Origin of the sequence: Maridesulfovibrio sp. FT414, from assembly GCF_050916235.1 — a bacterium.
Lineage (GTDB): Bacteria > Desulfobacterota > Desulfovibrionia > Desulfovibrionales > Desulfovibrionaceae > Maridesulfovibrio.
Map to the genome: position 1 here is coordinate 654,955 of NZ_CP104854.1, position 21,298 is coordinate 676,252.

The 21,298-nt window shown below is 50.7% G+C and carries 16 protein-coding genes; 4 read left to right on the plus strand and 12 right to left on the minus strand.

All coding sequences use genetic code 11. The annotated features are described in order from the left end of the window. Positions 1-216 precede the first annotated feature (216 nt). The 9 genes from N7E73_RS02970 to N7E73_RS03010 all read right to left on the minus strand — a co-directional run bounded on the left by N7E73_RS02970 (position 217) and on the right by N7E73_RS03010 (position 11,048). Entirely contained in the window at positions 217-648 is a 432-nt protein-coding gene (locus N7E73_RS02970; protein WP_432737460.1) for a winged helix-turn-helix domain-containing protein, read from the minus strand. 8 nt (positions 649-656) lie between these two features. Beyond that, positions 657-2,345: an FmdE family protein gene (locus tag N7E73_RS02975; protein WP_432737461.1), complete on the minus strand. Its 1,689-nt coding sequence runs from the start codon at positions 2,343-2,345 to the stop codon at positions 657-659. 371 nt (positions 2,346-2,716) lie between these two features. After that, the gene (locus N7E73_RS02980; protein ID WP_432737463.1) at positions 2,717-3,427 is read right to left on the minus strand and encodes an ATP-binding cassette domain-containing protein; all 711 of its coding nucleotides are present in this window, start codon (positions 3,425-3,427) and stop codon (positions 2,717-2,719) included. Between the two features lie 32 nt (positions 3,428-3,459). Then, positions 3,460-4,623, minus strand: coding sequence for an ABC transporter permease DevC (devC, locus tag N7E73_RS02985; protein ID WP_432737464.1), 1,164 nt, complete (start codon positions 4,621-4,623; stop codon positions 3,460-3,462). 6 nt (positions 4,624-4,629) lie between these two features. Beyond that, positions 4,630-5,514 carry an efflux RND transporter periplasmic adaptor subunit gene (locus N7E73_RS02990; RefSeq protein ID WP_432737466.1) on the minus strand — a complete coding sequence of 295 codons (885 nt, stop codon included), beginning with the start codon at positions 5,512-5,514 and terminating at the stop codon, positions 4,630-4,632. Positions 5,515-5,805: 291 nt separating this feature from the next. Then, complete coding sequence (locus tag N7E73_RS02995) at positions 5,806-7,467, minus strand: methyl-accepting chemotaxis protein (protein ID WP_432737467.1); 1,662 nt, start codon at positions 7,465-7,467, stop codon at positions 5,806-5,808. Positions 7,468-7,573: 106 nt separating this feature from the next. Continuing rightward, entirely contained in the window at positions 7,574-8,323 is a 750-nt protein-coding gene (locus N7E73_RS03000) for a substrate-binding periplasmic protein (protein ID WP_432737468.1), read from the minus strand. 152 nt (positions 8,324-8,475) lie between these two features. Beyond that, positions 8,476-9,627 carry a cation:proton antiporter gene (locus tag N7E73_RS03005; protein ID WP_432737469.1) on the minus strand — a complete coding sequence of 384 codons (1,152 nt, stop codon included), beginning with the start codon at positions 9,625-9,627 and terminating at the stop codon, positions 8,476-8,478. Positions 9,628-9,629: 2 nt separating this feature from the next. Next, on the minus strand, positions 9,630-11,048 hold the full coding sequence (locus N7E73_RS03010) for an NAD-binding protein (RefSeq protein WP_432737470.1): 1,419 nt from the start codon (positions 11,046-11,048) through the stop codon (positions 9,630-9,632). 318 nt (positions 11,049-11,366) lie between these two features. Between N7E73_RS03010 and N7E73_RS03015 the strand changes: the two genes are divergently transcribed. Next, positions 11,367-13,046 (plus strand): mechanosensitive ion channel domain-containing protein, encoded by a 1,680-nt coding sequence (locus tag N7E73_RS03015; RefSeq protein ID WP_432737472.1) that lies wholly within the window; start codon positions 11,367-11,369, stop codon positions 13,044-13,046. A gap of 183 nt (positions 13,047-13,229) precedes the next feature. Here N7E73_RS03015 and N7E73_RS03020 read toward each other — a convergent pair whose 3' ends face one another. The 3 genes from N7E73_RS03020 to N7E73_RS03030 form a co-directional block, all read right to left on the minus strand. Next, positions 13,230-13,739, minus strand: a complete 510-nt coding sequence (locus N7E73_RS03020; RefSeq protein WP_432737474.1) for a hypothetical protein — start codon at positions 13,737-13,739, stop codon at positions 13,230-13,232. Continuing rightward, positions 13,724-15,175 (minus strand): CHASE2 domain-containing protein, encoded by a 1,452-nt coding sequence (locus tag N7E73_RS03025; protein WP_432737476.1) that lies wholly within the window; start codon positions 15,173-15,175, stop codon positions 13,724-13,726. Before N7E73_RS03025 ends, N7E73_RS03020 begins: the two co-directional genes overlap by 16 nt. A 147-nt stretch (positions 15,176-15,322) precedes the next feature. Further along, positions 15,323-17,464, minus strand: a complete 2,142-nt coding sequence (locus tag N7E73_RS03030; RefSeq protein WP_432737477.1) for an HD domain-containing protein — start codon at positions 17,462-17,464, stop codon at positions 15,323-15,325. Between the two features lie 218 nt (positions 17,465-17,682). On the opposite strand from N7E73_RS03030, the gene N7E73_RS03035 reads away from it, so the two are divergent. The 3 genes from N7E73_RS03035 (at position 17,683) to N7E73_RS03045 (ending at position 21,090) form a co-directional block, all read left to right on the plus strand. After that, positions 17,683-19,374, plus strand: coding sequence for a DUF389 domain-containing protein (locus N7E73_RS03035; RefSeq protein ID WP_432737478.1), 1,692 nt, complete (start codon positions 17,683-17,685; stop codon positions 19,372-19,374). Positions 19,375-19,509: 135 nt separating this feature from the next. After that, entirely contained in the window at positions 19,510-20,394 is an 885-nt protein-coding gene (locus N7E73_RS03040) for a carbohydrate kinase family protein (RefSeq protein ID WP_432737480.1), read from the plus strand. A 24-nt stretch (positions 20,395-20,418) separates the two neighbouring features. Next, the gene (locus N7E73_RS03045; RefSeq protein ID WP_432737482.1) at positions 20,419-21,090 is read left to right on the plus strand and encodes a D-lyxose/D-mannose family sugar isomerase; all 672 of its coding nucleotides are present in this window, start codon (positions 20,419-20,421) and stop codon (positions 21,088-21,090) included. Positions 21,091-21,298 lie beyond the last annotated feature (208 nt).

Sequence of the window (21,298 nt, forward strand, 5' to 3'; positions counted from 1 at the left end):
ACGACAAAAATAAAATTAAGTCAATATTTTCAATGTGTTAGTTTTAACACATAAATATCAACAACGAGCCGCTGGTATTCTCCGGAAATCCTTACGGGATGCCAGGATCTTTCAATCATCGCTCACAAAACAGATTCGAATTTCCAATTTATTTTGAACACCCCACAGCAGGAGCCCAAAATCCTTTCCAAAAAGTGAACTACGGACGGAGCATCCCTATGGGGTGCTAATGTCCTCTCCAAAACTCTTGGATCGCCATGGAAATATTTCATCCGCCCTCATACGGGCATCCTGCTCGACCCTGTTGAACCACTCAAAATACTTATCGCGTACCACACGGCCCGCCTCGGTCAGGCGATATCCGCTGCGCCTGCTTCCGACGCGCTCAATCAACTGAAAACCGAGCACCTCTTCGGTCTGTTTGATTTTTCCCCATGCCGCCCGATAGGACATACCCATTTCCTCGGAAGCTTTTTTGAGTGAACCGCAGGTTTCGATCCTGTCGAGCAAAAGTAGACGCCCGTAACCGAAGAACACTCCCTCTGAACCCTCAAGCCACAGATGCAGCCTTATTGTCGGACAATGAGCATGCATCTGCGCCAATGCCGCAGTTGACCCGAATTCGGGCGGATCGAGATTCTTGTGCATTCATCCTCCTATTTGCCGAAAGGACATTTGGGGAAAGTGCATACCTTGCATTCCATGCAGTAGCCGCCGTCCGCCAGAGCAGCCAGATCACGGCGGGTGATATCCAGCCCGGCAAGAACACGGGGCAGAACCAGATCAAGGCTGGTGGTCTTGAAGAAAAGCGCGCAGGCAGGAACGCCGATCACGCGGGTATTTCCGGCCTTTGCCAGCAGAAGCATTGTGCCGGGGAGTACCGGAGCACCGTATAGGAGGTTGGATACTCCGGCATCCACCAGGCCGTGGCGGGTCACGTCATCAGGGTCGACAGACATTCCGGCGGTTGTGATAATCAGGTCACAACCTTCTTTCATGAGTGAAACGGCAGCATCCCTTATGCGGGAACGGTCGTCCGGCAGAATGACAGAGCGGACAACCCTGCTGCCCAGGGCCTGTACTTTTGCAGTGATGACAGACTCAAATTTGTCCTCGATAAGACCGTTGAAGACTTCGTCTCCGGTAATGAGGATGCCGACATTTTTCTTTTGAAGAGGAAGTATCCTGAAGAGGGGATCACCGTTAAGGGAAGATACGGCCCGGGAAAAATTCTCGCGGGAAATGAACAGCGGGATAGCTCTGGTCCCGGCGATGCGGGCCCCCTTCTTTACCAGAGAACCGCTTTTACGGGCAGCAACCATTACATCCGGCACCAGATTAAACCGGTTCATCATTTCAAGATCGGTGACCATGAGGCCGTCATGAGCAGCGCGAAGCGTAACCTTGCCCTCTTTGGGGTCACCGGCAGCCTCGACACCTTCGCCGGACATAATCCTGCCGAATGTTTCAGCAGCCTCATTTTCATGCACCCACTCCCCGGCCGGGATGTCACCTTCATCAACATAGATATGATTTTTGCCGATAAGCTGCAGCCGACATATATCGCTGGCCGAGAAATTGTGATCCTTGGAAAATTCCGGCCCCTTGCTTTCGCCTGGAACAATGCGGGTCATGTCATGTACTGCACTCCTGCCTTCAGCCTCACTGACAGGCACAACCCTTAAGCCTTCCGGCAAAGAAGCATGTGCGGACCTCAAACCGGAGTCCCGGAGAATGTAAGGACTTTCACCCTGACAGCTGCGGCAGATGGCACCGAAAGATCCCGGATAGGCATCACCGCAGAGGGGGCAGGTGGTTATACCTCCCTTGCTGCGCTTGATCAGTGCTTCAGGCTTGACCTTCACAGATTCAATCGTACAGACGGATGCCCCGGCCTTCCTTATTTCAGCATGGAGCCGAACTGAATCCTGTTCATGCTTGTGTTTGCGTTTGAAAAACCAGGCCTCCATTTCCGGCCATTCGGCCAGTTTTTCAGGGTCAACCCTTATGCGGACACCCTCACCGGTGTATTTGTCGTAGAGGGAGAGTGCGTAGATACCGAGATTGCGGACCTTGAGCCACCCGTTACCAATACTGCACAGGGAAAGCATCTGCACAGCATCAGGGAGACACCAGGAGGTCTCGGAAATTGCGTCAAACAATGTTCCTTCTGGAAGATGCCTTCTGGCCTCTTCCATCATGTAACCGCCAAGGATCAGTCCGGGGGCGGGACTGCCGTGAAATCTGCGGGCAGCTTCTATAAATTCATCATACGAGTACGGACCGACGGAATCATCACGAATGCTGTCAGGGCTTTCATGGCAGATGGCGGCTTCAAGATTCATAGTTTCTCCATGTGCTTTTAACTTTAATTATGCCATTTGAGGCATAATTATAAAAAACACCTGGGAACATCAAAGAAGCTGATCCTATGTATGGTTTGAAACAAAAAAGACTTATTCAATTATAATTTCATATAGATAGCAGGTTAATTTGTCTGATTTAAACAAATTAATCATCAAAAAAAATGATAGATAAACAATTTATTCATTTTTAGAACAGGGCAAACAACCTGACATTTTCATTCAACTTCAGCCGAGATATAATGCAAATGGGTCAGAATGGCTTCGCTCTCAGCATCCCGGTGGTTTTAGCTTACATTAATACAAGCACCCTGTTTATATAAGGGAGGCCGGTCCTATCAGTAAGGAGCTACTTAAACATCCATATCAAGATCACCCGGCTTTCTATCCGAGATATTGCCGTCCTCCAGATAGATAACCCGGTCTGCTATGTCCAGAATACGGTTGTCGTGGGTAACCAGCAGAACAGCACAGCCCTGCTTTTTGGCCATGTGCTGGAGCTTATCCACAACTTCGCGTCCGGATTTACCATCAAGAGATGCGGTGGGTTCATCTGCAAGGACGATCTTCGGATCTGCCGCAAGGGCACGGGCAATGGCAACACGCTGCTTCTGCCCGCCGGAGAGCCGGTCAGGTTTTTCGTTGTAACGCCCCTGCAACCCGACACCGTCAAGCAGCTCGTGGGCAGTCTTGACCGGATTGGGAAATCTGTCTCTGGAATGCACCTGCATGGACATAAGGACATTCTCAGTCAATGTCAGCGAATTAAGCAGGTTATGAAGCTGAAATATAAACCCGATAGATTTTCTTACCTCCAGCAGCTCCTTGGACGGGCAACCGTTCAACTCCCGCCCGAGGATCTTTACACTTCCGCTCTGGATGGACCTCAACGCCCCGACCAAGGTAAGAAAAGTGGTCTTTCCTGAACCGGATGGTCCGGTACAGATCACAACTTCACCGGATTTGATTTCCGTTGAAACCTCGTGCAGTACTTCATGGGCCAGAGAGCCGGCTCCGAATGTGTGGCTGAGTTTATCAACCCGGATCAGTACATCATTATCCATCTCTATTCCTGCCTGTATCGCGGTCTGCACATTTAAAATATTTCTGCCGGATCGGCATGCTGTACCCTGCGCATAGCCAGACAGCCGGAGATTACACACATGCCCAGCGTAAGGGAGTAGGTAAAGGCCACCTTACCGGGAGTGAGAATCATGGCCCAGCCGGTAACGCTGGAAGTATATGCATAGATAGCCCACGAGATCAGCGCCCCGGGCGGATAGCCCAGCATGGACAGAATCAGTGACTCCTTAAGGACCAGCCGGGAGAAGAACCCGTTGGGATAGCCCATCGCTTTGAGGGTGGCATACTCCGAAAGGTGGTCGTTAACGTCGGTGTAAAGAATCTGGTAGACGATGACCATTCCGACAATCAGACCCATGACTGCGCCGATTTCAAAAACAAACCCCACCGCGGCAGTATTGGCCCAGTAATCCAGTTCCTTCTGGATGAACTCATCCTTGGTGACGACGATAACGTCGTCCGCGTCCAACAGCTTGTTCAGCCGTACTTTGACGGCATGCGGATCGGTTCCCTTTGCCAGCCGGATCAGGCCGAAATTGACCAGCCCCTTCGGATTGTGCGGAAAGAGCTGCAGATATGTCGGAATACCCGTAACAACGTTGCCGTAGGCAATAAAAGATGTGCCCAGCCCGAATAGGCCGACCAGCCTTGTCCGGCGGTCCATGGTAACAACCTTGAACGGACCTTCCTTTTCAAAAGTCTCAACCACAGGGCCGTAAAGGTTCATTCCGAAACGGTCATAGAGGATGTCTCCGGTAACCTTCAGCTTATCTGTATTGTCCATTACACCGGGAATCTGCAGTGACAGGGTTCCAGGCATAACCCCCATTATGAGCAGTGAGCGGGAATATCCGTTTTCCAGATTCCTGAATTTTCCAAGATGCACATAGAACGGCTCAACCTCGGCAACTTCCCGGTCCGCCAGACACTGGTAAAGCCTGACCGAGGCAAAAGGATGATCCGCCCCCAGATACTCAAGGGACCGTGAAAACATGACCAGATCGGTATCAAGATGCCGATGCACCGCGGTGGCACTGCGCATCAGGGCATCCTTGAAGCCCAGCTGGACCAGCACAAGAACTACGGCAAAGGTTATGCCCGCGATGGCCGCAATCAACCGGCGCGGCTGGTTTACAAGCTGTTTCCAGGCCAGTGGAATTCGTTTGCGCATCCCCATCAGCACCTACTCCGCCTGCTTTCCGGTCAGGATGACCGTATGGACAAGAAGCCCGGTCAACGCTTCAACCTTCCGGGGATCATCAAGCCGTATATGAACCTTGATGACCCTTGCCTCGGTATTTTCCGCCGGATTCGCCGAAAAATCACTCGGCCGGTCAACCATGACACCTATACGTTCAACTGTTCCCATTAATTCCCCTGCAAGGGCCTTGCTGGTGATGATTGCCCGCTGTCCGGGCTGAACCTTGCGGATGTCATCTTCATAAACCTCGGCGACCGCCATCATGTGATCGGTTATGCCCATTGCAAGCACGCCCTTATTCCACGGCACGCTTTCCCCGTCACGGGCATATATTTTAAGCACAGTCCCTGAGACCGGCGCAATAATATCTATATGCCCAAGCTGATTGGCCTGACTCTGAATTTCAGCCCGACTCGCCTTCAACTGTGCTGCGGTTTCCTTGAACTTCCTGTCGGCCTGATCAAATGCTTCCTGAGAGACTGCCCCCTGCGCGGCAAGCGCCTTAAACCGGAGGTAATCCCGCTGGGCCTGCTCATAGGCGGCCTGCCGGGCAACTGCCTCAGCCCTGCTGCGCTCCACATCTGCGGGGAGTGTCTGCATGTTATCAATAATGGCTACAACCTGCCCCTGAGTGACCTTTTCACCTTCCTCCACCAGCAGCTTTGAAAGTCTGGCCGGGAAAATCCCGGACGGAGCCTGAAGTTCGTATATGCCATGCAGAGGTTCAATGTGCCCCAAGGCTCCAACTCGCGATTGCGAGAAATCCTTGAGTTCATCCGCCTGAATGCACGGTACGGTATAAACAGCCAGCAGGAGGACCAGTAAGCCTGCAACTGCCGCAGGATTTCTTTCAAAAAAAGTCTTCATAGACACAACACCTTTTAAAATGATTAGAACGCACATTTTCAGGATGCTAATTAACTTGAACCATACATTGCGTCAATGAGCCAAATAAAAATAGGTGCTCTCCACCCCTTTTACCCAGCAAGCCACTTGAAACTAAACAGCACAACATGCAAGACTATATTACCTTTGAAGAACAACTGCACGTATCCGTATCTGTCGAAAGGACACAGGTTTGTTCCATAAAAGAATCCCCCGGCTGCTATGCCGGGGGATTCTGAGTTTATACTGTTATTTTGCTGAACATTCCGTTTTTTACTCATTTTCAAGTTTGTGAATAAGTTCCATCAGCTGCTCAGAAAGGTCCTTCAACTGGTGAAGTGCAGACGTAGCTTTCGACATATCCGAAGATATTTCGAAAGCAATGTTGTTTATATCATCCATGGCCCGGTTTATTTCCTCACTGGACGCAGACTGCTCTTCCGATGCAGTAGCGATGGACCTGACCTGATCTGAAGTGGTCTCAACATAGGTTACGATTTCCTTCAACGAACCGCCGGCCTCACCGGCAAGTCCCTTACTCTGATCAACCGCCTTTGTTGTGCTTTCCATACACCGGATATTCTGCGAGCTGCTTTTCTGGATCGCGTGAATAACCTCTTCAACTTCCTTGGTAGCCTGCATGGTCTTTTCAGCAAGCTTACGCACCTCGTCAGCAACAACAGCAAATCCCCGACCAGCTTCTCCGGCACGGGCCGCTTCAATTGCAGCGTTAAGGGCAAGCAGGTTGGTTTGATCGGCAATGTCGTTAATCACATTCATAATTGAACCGATGCCTTCAGCATTCCTGCCCAGCTCTTCCAGGTTGACCCTCATTTCCTCCGAGAGCTCGCTGACATCATTGATGGAGCCGACCAGATCATTAACCTTTCCAGACCCGGTTTCAGCCTTTCGTTTGGAATACTCGGCGCTTTCCGCCGCCAACCCGGCATTCTTGGCAACCTCAAGAACCGTGGCATTCATTTCTTCCATGGCAGTGGCTGTTTCGTTCGCCCTGTCTCTTTGCTGTATCGTGAATTCATTGACCTGATCCACGCGAACTGTCAGGTTGTCTGCCGCATTCATTATGTTTTCAGAAATACCCTTCAGAACAGAAGACGCTTCACGCATTCCCTCCTGACGGGCTCTTTCAGCATTCTGCCGGGCCAACTCAGCCTCGTTACAGGCCTGCCGAGCGGCCTTGGCCGATTCGCCTGCTTCCCTCTCTTTGACCTCAACTTTCCGGATGGTATTCTTCAAATTGGAAACCATTTGTAAAATTGAAACCTTGAGGTCCCCAAGCTCTCCGTGAAAGGTTCCTTCCTCGAAATCACATTCCAGATCACCTTCACTGACCTTTTCCGCAAAGCTCTCTATAATTTTTACCGGCTTAATCAGCATCTTGCTTATTATAAAAGATAAAATCAGAATAATCAGAACATCAATCACTATAGTCTTGAGCGTGATACTCTTAATTTCATGATTCAAGGCTTCTTCAAGAATCTGCCGGGTTAGAAAGACCGTAACCACGCCGATTTTTTTATCCTGACGGACAATATCCTTGCTGGCGGACACATAAGCACCAACAGGAGGCTTTTCAACCTTCTGTACTTTTCCTGCGGAATCCTTTTCAAGGGCCAGAAAAACCCTTTTGCCATCAGCTTCATAAACAAAAACAGATGAGAGCTCATCCATTTCCATTTCTGATTTTATTACCCGCACTCCAAGAGCATCATTGAAATCCCATATCGGGGTGACCATTCCCAATGCGAGCCTGCCCGCAATTCTGTCTGCATTCTTTTCGAGGGCAGTATTCAGCTTTGCTCGAATTCCGTAATAATCCCTCAAACCGAACCCGAGGAGAATAAGGGTGACGACTGCCACCAGAAGAACGATAATTTTGACCTGAATGCTTTTAAGCAAGGCTCCCTTTCGCATGTTACCTCCATCTGGGAAATCGTTGAGCAGGACAGGAGAAAACTGTCTCCAGTCAGGCGGCCCCAGAAATCCGCCCGACTGAAGCATTTATACCATACAGAATTCCCTAGTTCCCCAGATAGTCTGAAACGATCTTGTCAATTTCGCCGTTGCTCTTCATTTCCGTGATAACTGCATTGAATTTTTTAACGAAATCATCCTTGTAAGGCTCAGTGCTGGCCTTGGAAAATCCAAGATAACCGTTTTCATTACTTACCTGGGTTCCCTTAAGAACCTGTCCTTCAGGTATTTTCATCTGCTTCATGGAATATCTTACTGACGCGTCATCGTTAACAAAGCAGTCGATACGACCGGTAAGAATCTTCTTCAGGTTGACTTCGTTGGTGTCTGATTCCTGAATCTTGAGTTCTTCCTTGTTAGGAACGGCGTAGCCGGAAATGATCCCGATCTCCAGATCCTTATAATCAGCGGGCCAGTTGGGGCGTGGGGAGGCCAAAGCCTCTTTGCGACAATATGCGGCAAAGCCTTCTTTAATGATGGGTTCCGACCAGGGTTCGATCCATGGGCGCTGTTTGGGGCGGTAGTACGGAGCAAAGCATGCGAAACCGCGACCGGTTTCAACAAGGTTCAAGGCTCTTTTCCAGGGAACGAGCTCAATTGTAACATCGTATCCGTCCATCTTGGAAAAAGCTTTCTGCAGGATTCTCACATAGATTCCGTCAGGGGTGTTTCCATCAAGGAAGGCATAAGGGACATAGGCATTTTCACCGTAAACAGTGACTTTCTCGGCCGAAAAAGCAAGCTGGGCACAAAGCAGAACAGACAGCACAAAAATCAAACCGGCAATTTTCTTCATCTTTTCCTCCTGTACGATGAGACTTTTAGAGCCTGTTATCAATATGCCTGATTTTGCAGCTGAGGGAAATAAAAAAGAACCTATTCTTAACCGGTGGACAAAAAAGAAGTCGTTGCAGCCAAAAGGTAAACAACCGCTATGGAAACAGCATATTAAGACTTATACCTTTTCATCAGATAACGGAAAACAACCGGCCCCGTCATACATGTAAGCAACGCCAGAAGTACAATACTATCCTTGGTCTGTTCATTCAGAAACCCTTCCTTGAGTCCGACAGCGGCAGCGGCAATGATCAGACTTAACCGGGAAGACAAAAGAGCCCCCGCCTTAATTCCCTCCAGCCATTTCATTCCCCACAAAGGGAAAATAAGGCATGGCAGAAACTTTACGAGGATGGACGCCATAAACAGAACCAGAGTAAAGACGATCCTCTCCGGAGTAAGGATATTGGCAATGTCAAATCCCATACCAACATAAATGAAAAACATGGGAATCAGAAAGCCGAAACCGATGACAGAAATCTTCGACTCCAGATTCTCCTTGCGCCGCAAAACAAATGAAAGGATGCATCCACCCATGAAAGCCCCGAGAACAGGCTCAAGATGCACGGCCTCTGAAAGGCAGATAAAAAGGAAAAGCAGTGCAAGGGAAACACGAACGCCCTGCTCCTGAAGAGTCTCGGTCAAAAGAAGTTTCTCGGCTTTCTCAGGATTCCACCAGGCCCAGAGTCGCGCTCCCCACAAAATAAAGGCAAATCCGACAAACAGCGGAAAAGGCGTCAGCAGATGCATCCCCACGCCGTTGATTTTCCAGAGCACATAAAAAGTTATGCCGAGCAGGGTAAGAAAGTCCGCAAAGGTCGCAGCAATAAGCACAGTCTGCCCGAAACCGGTGTTCTGGGCACCGGACTCTTTGAGCACCGGCATGACCAGCCCCAGTGAAGTAGTAGACAGGACCAGAACCATAAACGAATTCTGCGAAAGGAGTGCTGCACATCCCCAGGCTGAAAGCAGGGTCAGGCCAAACAGCACGAAGTGGAACGTAATAGCCTTTCTTCCTTGCCCTTTCAGCAATTTGAAGTCTATTTCCATTCCGGCCTGAAACATCAGAACCATGAAGCCTAGTTCCGCCAGAAAAGCGAGCCACTCCCCCCCCATCTGCAGATTGAGGAAACTTTTCCCGATCAGCACACCGAAAAGTATTTCCGCAACAGGAGAAGGAAGACCGACACGCCGACTCAAACCCGGAAGAAGGGCTGCAGCCAGACTGATGATCAATAGTGCAAAATCCTGAGATACAACCATAATTAAAACGCCATCAGCAACACCGAACATTCCGATGATGTCACAAGGTTCTCGCCGATATTGGGAGTAAGCAACCCACGGTCACGGTTAGTGCTGCCGACGATCATCAGATCATGCTCTGCGCTCAGTGCCGCAACCTCCCGCACCGGGTTGCCCCTGCGGGTAATGAGTTCAAACTTGGTCTTATAGATGTGACCGAGTTCGCTGGCACGGGCAAGAACCCGGTCTTTCCAGTCTCTGGTAACATCCCCGGTTATGAACTCGGGTTCTTCCACAACAGCGATTGATATTTCGCCTCCTATCTGCCTCTTGATGTCAACAGCGATCTCAACTGCAAGCTCAGCCATGGCCGATCCGTTGAAAGGCACAATAAAGCGGTTGTAGGGAGCTGTTCCCTTGGAAATAAGCACCGGACGGTCAATATCGTGGGCAAGGCTCACGTAAAGCGGTTTACCAAGGGCCTTGAGCAGGCCTCCCTCAAAAGGCGCGGTTACGACCAGACCGTAATTGCTTTCGCGGCAGCACTCACGAATAACTTCGGGCAATGAACCTTTAACACTGTCAATGCCGACTGAAATGTTCTGCGGCCAGTTGGTCAGATGTTCCTGATATGATTCCCGCGGTTCAGCGTTGAGCAGGGTCACATTCTTTATCTGGGTGTTCTGCGCGACATACAGGGCTTCATTGACTTCCGGTTCCACGCCGCTGAGATTTTTCCCCTCTTTCAGGGCCACAAGCATTCCCGGACCGTAGGCCAGCGGAAAATGGGGATTATTGCATTCAAGCAGCCCGCAGACATTCTGGAACACGGAACTGTCGCCGATAATCACCAGCCGGTCTTCGGCCCTAATCAGAGTGTCCGGCTTAGGGAAGTAAATGCCTTCGTTCCTGAACAGAGCCACAAGCTGCATCCCTTTGCGCTTAAGGTAACCCGCCCTCTTACCTACAATTGTGAGGTGCTCGGACGCGTTGACTTCCATTACATTTGCAGGACCAAGATTCAACGGGGTAACCCTCATCCTCGGATCCTGAAGGTAATGGTAAAGCTGCCCGGCGGCCATTTTTCCCAACTGAATGACGTTTATACCGTTCTTCCTGAGTGCGGCAGCTGTTTCAGAGTCATGTATAAATGCGGAAACGTAACGGACTCCGGCATTGGAGGCCATCTCCGCAATAATCCTGTTGTTCCTGTCTTCTCCGGTAATGGCTATAACATAATCAAACTCGCCTACGTTCACATCTTCCATGACCAACTGGCTGGTGGCGTCCTCAGCATGAATGTTCGTCACTTCAGGCGAAACAGCCGAACTCCGCTCCAGTTCTTCTCTTGACTTGTCTATAAGCGTTATCTCCCAGTCGTCACCAAGACGCCTGAGCAGCTCCCGGGCTGTCCTGCCCGCACCGCAGATGAGAAGTTTCATATCAATACCTGTCGACCCGCGAGAGTCGTTTAGAAAGGTTTTATTATTTGAGGAATGTTAAACTTACATGAAACCTCAGGCAAACGAAATAGGACACATCGCATTTACAGCAAGAAAGCCAGCCAGCCGTCCCTGAGATTAAGCCAGAGCCTACCACTCCATCAGACCTGACGAGATGTTCCTATTCAACGTTAACTTGTACAGACAAAGAGGATAAGGTATCCTGAACAGATCAGGAATCAGGTTTTACAGATAATAAGTGACAGACCTTGCTGCAGAAAATACACGTTACCCCACCACAACAATCGGGAGATAAGGATGCTTTTAAATAGATTTATTGCAAACATTTTGCTGATAAGCCTTCTGCTTTCAGCCGGAATCGCCAGTGCGGCACCAACAATCCAGAGTGCAACCGAAGTACAGGAAATAGCCGCGACAAACCCGGCTCAGGCCGAAACGCTTGTAAACCTGCTTCGGTATAAAGCGGAACTGGACACCCAGATCAGAATTGCCAGGAACAAACTCAAGGGAGCAACCCATTCCATGGACAAGGAAGCGCTGGCAGCCGAAATCAAGGATCTGAAAGATCAGCTTGATAATGTAGACAAAAACTTCGTCAAGGTTGCAACAGGACTGGACATTGCCGTTTTTGATGAAGAAGCCCAGCAGGGCTTTGCATGGCAGGAAGAAATCGAAACACTTGTCCGCCCGCTGCTGCACGAGCTCAAGGAAATGACCAAACGGCCCCGTCAGGTTGAACAGCTCAAAAGCCGGGTTGCCTATTTCGAAAGCAGGCTGCCCCGCGCTGACGAAGCAGTTGGCAATATTGATGCACTCATCGCCACGTCCAAGTCCGAGATTGTGAAGGCAGAGCTCAAAAAATTAAGAGAAGAATTCGTAAACAAGAAGACGGACATCAGCAACCAGCTCGATGTCGCCAGATTCGAACTCAATGAATTGATCAAGGATGACCAGTCCTTCTTCGAGTCTTCGAAGAAGATCATGGCCGTATTTTTCAAAAGCAGAGGTAAGAACATCATTATTGCCCTGCTCACCTTTGCGGGTGTTTTCCTGATTTTCAGACTTCTGGACAGGGGATTCAAGAAAATTCTCCCGGCATTCAAGGCGGCGGAACGACCGTTTTACATAAGACTGATTGAGGTGCTGCTCCTGGTCATGACCGTTGTAGCCGCGACTGTGGCTTCCCTCTTCACGCTGTACATTTCAGGTGACTGGTTCCTGCTCAGCATCGCCATAATTTTCATACTTGGAGCTCTCTGGACCGCTCGGGCAGGCTTCACCCGCTACTACGAGCAGGTAAAACTTATCCTGAACCTCGGTTCGGTGCGTGAGAATGAACGGATCGTGTACAACGGTGTTCCCTGGCGGGTGGAAAGTCTGCAGCTGTTCTGCAAACTGAAAAACCCTTCCTTAAGTCCCAGCAGAATCAGACTGCCCATTGCCGAGCTGACCGAAATCAACTCCAGACCTTTCGGCAGAAACGAGCCTTGGTTCCCCTGCGCCATCGGAGACTGGGTCATTCTCTCGGACGGCGTTCGCGGAAAAGTCATCAGCCAGTCCCCGGATATGGTTGAACTGGTCCAGCGCGGCGGAGCTTATGTGACCTACCCCACATCAAGTTTCCTCGGTAACAATCCGACCAACCTTTCCCGTAACTTCAGGCTCAAGTCCGTGTTCGGTATAGATTACGCCCTTCAGGCTGATGCAACGGCTTCCATCCCTGCACTTACCAAGGAATTCGTAACCGGCAGACTGGCGGAAGACGGATATGACAAGTATCTGCTCAACCTGAATGTGGAGTTCGAGTCAGCCGGAGCCTCTTCCCTGAATCTGGTTATCATCGCCGACTTCAACGGGGAGATCGCCGAACTGTACGGGCGAATTGTGAGGGCGCTGCAGCGTTACAGCGTTGATGCCTGCACAAAATACGGCTGGAACATCCCCTTCAACCAGCTAGTTGTCCACAGGGCCGACTGATCTTTATCAGCCTAGCGACCTGTGCCATGCCATAAAAACAGCCGACAAACATTCAACCAGCTTTGTCTTCCAAATGAAACAAGGCTCACCCCGTAATCGGAGTGAGCCTTGTTTCATTTGGACAGGTAATTCGCATAGTTCAATCGTTTTCAAAAAACCATGCCCCTTCCCCCAAACTGCCTGCTACCACTTTTCTTCATTCGTCTTTTTCAACTCATCATGGGGAGGATGGGCTTCACCGGATGGATGGGCCTCACCCTGTTTGATCTCCTGCCCGCCTGTGTCCGGACATGCTTCCCGAAGCGTTGTTCCCTGAGTCTCTTCCAACTCTACCTTCGGGGAAAAAATGTTGAGCTTGTCATACACATTGTTCCAGAAACCAGGTTCATCAGCCTGACGGGAGCAATACACACGGGTCGCGCTGCGCACCTCGACCTCCGGGCATTCATGGGAAATATATTCTATAAAAATACCGCCACCTGCTTTGGGAACAATCAGATCATTGTTGCGAACCGGCATATCCTGATAAAGGCTGCCAACAACCCTGCCGTCACGATGTAGTTCATATGCCTGTTCAGGAGAAAGGTCCCAACTGTCCACGTGTACGTAGCCGACAACTGATTTGGCATCTACCGGCAACGCATAAACGCAGCCAAGGGCAATCAGAAGAAAAGAAATCAGATATTTGAACATGAATCCTCCTTAGTCGAGAACCTTTCAATCAGATATTCGCTGACGTTGTTAAAATAATCAAAAAAGCTGATCCCGGCCAGCAGAAGCAGAAAGTTAAAGAACAGGCCGTATTTCATGAAAAGGAAGACACTTAAAGGTTGAAACGCAAAAAAAGCGATAACCAGAAGCAGCAGGTCGAATATGGCCGGAAGATGCGCCACGCCGAAGGAAACAATAATAACCGTCATTATCTTGATCACGTAGCTTATGGCTGCATCGGCGTGGACCTGATCACCGTTCAGGAACATGTTAACAGCGTTGGCTATGATGTAGACTCCGGGCATACGCCCCACCGGGGTAAGGTGCATATCCCCTATTTCCTCATAGTCGGACCCAATAATCACAACTTTTCCAGATAAGCTTGCCGGATCAGCAAACTTTATCCCGGTAGCGGAACGGGTGTGCCTGAGCAGTTCAGCACTGACAGTCCCGGCCTTGCGAATATAAATTTCCTTAGGCGCTAAGCTGAACTTAAGCCTTGCCTTGATATTGTCGCTGCCTTTGTCCTGCCTGAACAGTGTTATGTGGGCACCGTCAGATATCTCGACCCGCGCCTTCTCCACCCTGCCGCTCTCAATCTCGCGGATGGCCTGAACAATACGCTGACGCCGGGTAGCGCCCTCCTCCTCCCCGTCTGCGTAGATGCCGGCCAGCAGGGCCACGGAAAGCAGGATGTTCTTGCGCCCCCCGTCGTCATCCACGCGGTAGTAGCGCAGATGCCTGATCCTTTTGTCATCAGGGTTACGGATAATTCCGGCATCACCGACCTTGAGCACATCCGTGAATTCACCGGCCAGTTTCCAGAACTCCTTTGAGAATCCTGTTTCAGAGTGCACAGCCTGCCCGGCCAATTTTGGAATGATGATTACCGCTGCCTTGGTCCGGGCAAGCTCAAGGCTATGGCGGAAGGATTTAAGAAAGGCCGTGTTTTCAGCGTCAACCGGAACAGGCCGATCCATCCTGCAATCTATAAGCACGACCTTCGCCCCGGAACTCAGCGCGAAATCAATGGTTTCAGCGAGCCGTACCTTGGGAGTCCAGTAGCCCATTCCGGAACTGGTTTCATAAAAAGTACGGTCCAGCAGCAGAAGTTCGATGTCATCATGAGCAGCCCGTCCCTTCAAGGCATTTTCCTTGAATGATTCAGCGATGAGGAAATCATGGTTGTCATTGATCAGGTTCTGTCCGAATTTGCTCAGCGGCAGGAGTTCCAGAATGATCAGCAGCAGAAAACCAAACCCGATGTTCAACCAGAACAGCCTTCTGGTTCGCGCCGGCCAGAGACGGTAGAAGAACATCTCACGCAGGGAAAAACCGGAATTATCACTTCCCCCGGCTGAGCCGTCACAATGTTTGTGGGCAACCTTTCTGATAAGAGCTGGATGGACTATCTTCACCTGCATAGTTCCCGAAGATTAATTTAATAACACGACTGCACACACCTATACAGGGACACAGAAATGGTTGCAACCGCAACCGTTTTTTTTAACGGAAAAAGACAGCTACGCCCATGGCGGGCAGGGAGCAGGTTGCCTGAAACTGCATCAGAGACGGTAATAATCGGATACTGCCAGCCGAAGACCGGCAAAACCACCGGCAAAGTTACGGCACTGGGCCAGTGACGAGAATACGGCTGTCATTTCACAGGAATTCTGCTTCTCCGCAAATGAAATATCCCTGACAATACCAGCGTCATCAAAACCGCCAAGGACAGCAAAAACTTTTGTCCGGTCCCTGAATCCTGACATAGACAACCGGAACAACAGTTCTCCGGGCCAGGCGGTTTCAAAATCCCAGACAACATTTGAGAGGATATCGGAATCGCTCACCTTGCCGGCCAGCTCACTGCAGCTGGCCCGGTGCAGGGCCACGCCGCGCCCGCTAAGGGCCGCAACAAGGCCCTCTTCACCGGGAAACGGGTTGCAGCAGTTGGACATCTTGTGAATGCCGGGAATTATCTCACTCATTGTCAACGCATACGGCTGGTTGCAGGTCCGCTCTTTTGCCGCCAATTGGATTTTCCGTTCTCCCTGATACAGATCGAGCATGTAATAAATGACCAGTTGGGCTTTGAGCTTGTTCCGACCTATGAGCGAATGAAGCATCTGCATGGAATCGATATTGAGAATAGCTAGAATCTCTTCCTGAAAACTCCCTTCAAGGCAATCGACCGGCATCCCCACCCGTTGCATGGCCTGCTCCAGAATAGAGCTGCCCAGCACGGCAGCATAGTCGGCTATCTTTTTTTTCATCAGCCTTGCTACATGGGCCTTGGCTCTGTGGCTCCGGCACTGGCTTTCAAGGCGGGGTGAAGGATCAAAGGATTTATCGCTCTGAATGATCTGTACAGTGGCACCCTCACTTATCCTGTGAACCGGAGAAACCTTACGACCATCAACAATAGCGTGGCTGCATCGTTCTCCAAGACCGGTGTGAACCTTGAAAGCAAAATCAAGAACAGTGGAGTCCCTGGGCAGGTAAAAAACGTCGCCAGCCGGGGAGTAGGCGAAAATCTCCTCCACCTCGGAAATATGCAGCATAGCACTTTTTCCGGCCGATGTGCCGGAATACAGGGCCGTACTCTCCAGAAGGGTGCTCACTTCCTCCCAGTGTTCTTCGTTGAAAGGATGTTCCTCCCGCCACTGGTTGAACATGCCGAAGTTGGCCCAGTCGTCCATTTCCGAGCTTCTGACCTTGACCAGATAGTTGGACTTGTTGCCGCGTATGCGCACATGCAGGCTGCGGTAGCCGTTGGTCTTGGGGTTGGTAATAAAATCGCGCATGGTCCGCGGTACTACCTTGAACCCGGTATTGATGATGCCCAGCACCCGATAACAGTCGAGCATTGAATCCGTATCAAGCACTATGGTGAAGTCGGCCACGTCACGCGAATTTTCAAGGTCGAGCCGTTCTGAAACAGGATCATAGTAATTGGAAAGCCCTTTGGGGCGGAAACGCACGTCACTGCCGGGGAACTCGGCCCAGACCCTTTCCCTTATAGACTCACGCAGCTCAAGGGCCTCCTGCGATTCGGCAACGGACCTGATATGGCGCAGTATCTTCTTGCTCTTCTTGCTGAAAAAATGAATCAGGGACAACTCATACATCTGGCGTTTCAGGGGAAACATGTTCAGGGCCGTGGTCAGGGGGGCGTATACGTCTATGGTTTCCCGTGCTATGCGCTGCCGTTTGGCGGGGGGAAGATGGTGGAGAGTCCGCAGGTTGTGCAGTCGGTCGGCAAGCTTGATGGTCAGAACTCCGATGTTTCTACCGGACTTTAAAAAGATTTTGTCATGGGTCAGGGACTTGAGCTGCCGTTTGTCTATATTGGAGCTGCTCAGCTTGGTACATCCGTCCACCAGTTCGGCAACTGTATCTCCGAATTTACGCCTTATGTCCCCAAGGGTGATTCCATCCACATCTTCTACAACGTCATGCAGCAGGGCTGCTGTCAAAATATCAGGCACATGCACGTTGAACTCGTCGGCAAGGATCTGCAGAACAGCCACCGGATGCTCAATGTAGGGTTCCCCGGACCGCCTGCGCTGTGCCCTGTGCAGCTCGTAACCGAAAGCAAGCGCCTCACGCACCTTTACACGACCAGCTTTATCAATCTTTGACAGGCATCGCTCGATCTTTTTTTCGTATTCCGCAAGTTTCGGCAGATCTTTTCTGCATTGTGCCATAATTACTCTCCCCTGATTTCTGAAAATGGCTGGTCATTTCATATCCTTTATATTTCTCCAATGAAGTCAAGCAGAAATACGGAGGGAACATGCAACTAGCTGCGCCCTACAGAAATGGCGGACAGTTGTGCGGTTATTATTGCCGCAAAAGCCCAAATATGGCTAATATGAGTCCGAAGTTACATCTTGTGAAATCAAGCCAGCGACCGGAGGCTGAAATGTCATTACTTTTCAGACGAAAAGACAGGGTCAGAACACCCCTGTTATTCGTTACGGATGTGCGCAGGGAATTCCTGACAACCGACATAACCCGCAACTCGGCTCCAAGCGGCATGTACTACCTGCTGATGAGTGTTGCGGTATTCATCGCCTCTATCGGACTCATGGCAAACAGCCCTGCAGTCGTCATCGGTGCCATGCTTGTTTCCCCGCTCATGACCCCGATCTTCGGCTTTTCACTGGGGCTGGTCAGAGGAGAATTTCCGCTGATCAGGGACTCCATATTTTCAGTTTGCGCTGGTATCCTGCTGGGCATCTGCGGAGCGTACCTTATAGGGTCCTGTCCCATCTTTTTCGAAATTACCAATGAGATTCTTGCCCGCACCACCCCGAACCTGCTGGATCTGGGAGTTGCAGCATTTGCGGGCATTGCCGGAACGGTGGCCTTAATAGACGAAAAGGTCAGCCCGGTAATGCCCGGTATCGCCATTGCAACATCACTGGTCCCGCCGCTATGTGCCAGCGGCCTGTGCCTTGCCCTGGGGCAATATTCCGAGGCATGGGGAGCCTTTCTGCTGTTTTTCGCCAACTTTCTGGTAATTCTATCGGTCGCAAGCGTCCTTTTCATGATCACCGGGTTCATTCCCCACTCGGAAGACGAACCGCTGCCGCGCCTGATCAAACATTTCTCCATCACCACTATCGGACTCATCATCGTTGCCGGACTGCTCACAAAGGCTCTAATCGACGTTTCAATCTCCCGTAAAATCGACAAGGGACTGAGGACTGTCGCATCGCAGGCCATTGCCACCACCCCCAATACCATAATCAGAAACGTAAGCCACGAGCTGAATGACGGGATCGTGGACGGATTCATTTTCATGCAGGGTCCGCAGTCCATCAAAGCTGCAGAAGTTGAGAAAATGGAAAGAAGCGCCGCGAAGGACCTTAACATGCCCGTAAGGATTATCGTTCGCACCACAATAACCCAGAGTATTTCATCCAATGCCGACTCAAGCATCAATGCCCTGCTCAACGCGCACGCAAAACGGCAGAACATCAAACTTGAAAAAAGCGCCGTCATACTCGAACAGGCGGAAATCCTGCTGCGAACCCTCATTTCAGAATATCCCTGGTACACCCTTTCCGGCATCAATTACATGGATCTCAAGAGCGGCCCCGGCGTCATAGTTGAAATCAGCGGTCCCGAACGCCCACACCCGGATTCGGTCCACAACCTTGAAAACCTGATGCGCAAGAAGACAGGAGTGAAAGACCTGACCCTGATCATTCGCTACTACAAAAGCAGTGACATAACCCGCAGCGGCCGGAACCTGTTCGGGACCGGATACACCGGTCTGTATTCCAAAAACGGCAATAAGGTCGAAAAGTCGGCAACAGCCCTGTTGTCTGAAATTCGTAATATATTTCCTATTTATGTTGAGGCCCAAAAGGAAAAAGACGGATGGAAAGTCCTTGCAGATGTAACGGGTGAGAAGCTCATCACATCCAAGGAAGTAGTCAGAATTGAGGAAAAACTGTCCCAGGAGTTTAATTCGAAGGTCAAACTCTTCATATACTCCAAGACTGAAGCGATGGTTGACGACGAAGGAATGAAACCTGTTGAAATGTTCTCTGACAAGGACGGCATCAAGCGGTTCAGCGTCGAAAGCGGCAGACAAACGAAATAGACTTCATCCGGACGGGGATAAAGTTCTCGCCATTTTGCGGGGAGTTTGTCAAAACAGGTAACTGGCATCAATAAGAAAGGACTCCTGTAGAGGGTCGGTGCCAGCATTAAATGTTTGTTGATTTCAGGAGCAGGAATGGCTGAATATCTTGTCGCCGGGCTTGGCGAAATTTTATGGGATGTACTTGAGGATTCCGAGGAGATCGGAGGGGCACCAGTCAACTTTGCATACCATGCCGGTGCGCTTGGCGCCGAAGCCATTGCCGTGTCCACCATCGGCGCGGATGAGCGCGGCAGGCGGGCCGTGGCAGAACTAACGAAACGCGGCCTGAACCTGGAGGCTGTTAGCGTCGATGAAGACCACCCCACCGGCTATGTCGAGGCCAAGGTGGATGAAAATGGGGTGGCCAGTTACGTGTTTCCGGACAATATAGCATGGGATCACCTGACCCTCAATCCGATGGCCCTGAGCATGGCTCCCCTGCTGGATGCCGTATGCTTCGGAACTCTGGCCCAGAGGAGCGAAAAATCCCGCAACGCCATACACGCCTTTCTGGACGCAGCGCCGAGGGCACTCAAAGTCTACGACATGAACCTGCGCCAGAATTTCTACACCCCCAAAATCATCAGTTCCTCCCTTGAACGGGCCGATGTGCTCAAGCTTAATGATGATGAAATCAAAACTGTTGCCGCCATGTTCGAACTCAAAGGAACCGAGCAGGAAATGCTTCAGGCACTGCATGACCGGTTCAACCTCAAGCTTTCTGTTCTTACCCGAGGCGGAAAAGGCAGCCTGCTGACCGGCAGCGGAAGGGTTGTTGAAAGCAGCGGATCTACAGTTGAACATATGGTGGACACCATCGGTGCAGGCGACTCTTTCACTGCCGCAGTGATAATCGGCCTGTTGCTGGACCGCAGCCTCGAAGAAATAAGTGAACACGCCAACAGGCTCGCGGCCTACGTCTGTTCCTGCAAGGGAGCCATGCCCGCTGTGCCTGTAGAGTTCAAACTGATAAACTAGATTTCCCTTTCACGGAGCAATACAATGAAAAGAAGCGAAATAAACGCGCTTATAACCAAGGCCAAGGAATTTTACGCCCAGCACCGCTTCAATCTGCCCAAATGGGCCTTCTGGACTCCGGAAGACTGGAAAGGAAAAGGGGACAGTGAAGTTGTACGCAACATGCTCGGCTGGGATCTTACCGATTACGGCAAAGGAGACTTTGACAGTCTAGGATTGATTCTTTTCACAATCCGCAACGGCAATCTCCAGACCGGGGACCCCAAACCCTATGCGGAAAAAATCATGATCCTGCGTGAAGGGCAGCTCTGCCCCATGCATTTCCACTGGTCCAAGCGCGAAGATATCATCAACCGCGCAGGCGGCAATCTGGTCATCAAGCTGTACGGCTCGGATGAAAATGAAAATCTTTCAGACAAGCCGCTGGATGTAAGTGTTGACGGATTCGTGCGCACCATCGAACCGGGCGGCGAGATTGTGCTTGAACCGGGCGAGAGCATCTGCCTTGAACCGGGCATGTACCATTGTTTCTACTGCCAGAAAGGCACAGGCGATGTACTCGTGGGGGAAGTAAGTGCGGTGAATGACGACAACATAGACAACCGCTTTGAAGAACCCATGCCGCGCTTCCCGAAAGTGGATGAAGATGAAAAACCAATCCACCTGCTGGTCACCGATTACGCAAAGTTTGTATAGATGCCCCCGGCGGCCCTCCGGGGGCCAAAGGGAAAACTTTTATTAAGGCTTCGCCGCTTCGCATGACCAATTGTAATTGTATAATGTAAATCGCAACAAAATCAGCCCGCAGGGTGCCGGAAACATTCTCTGGTGAAATAGTCAGGCTTACCGCGCTACAGGCGAAACCCCGTTAAAAGTTTTTGAAGGGGGAGTCCAGAGGGGGAAA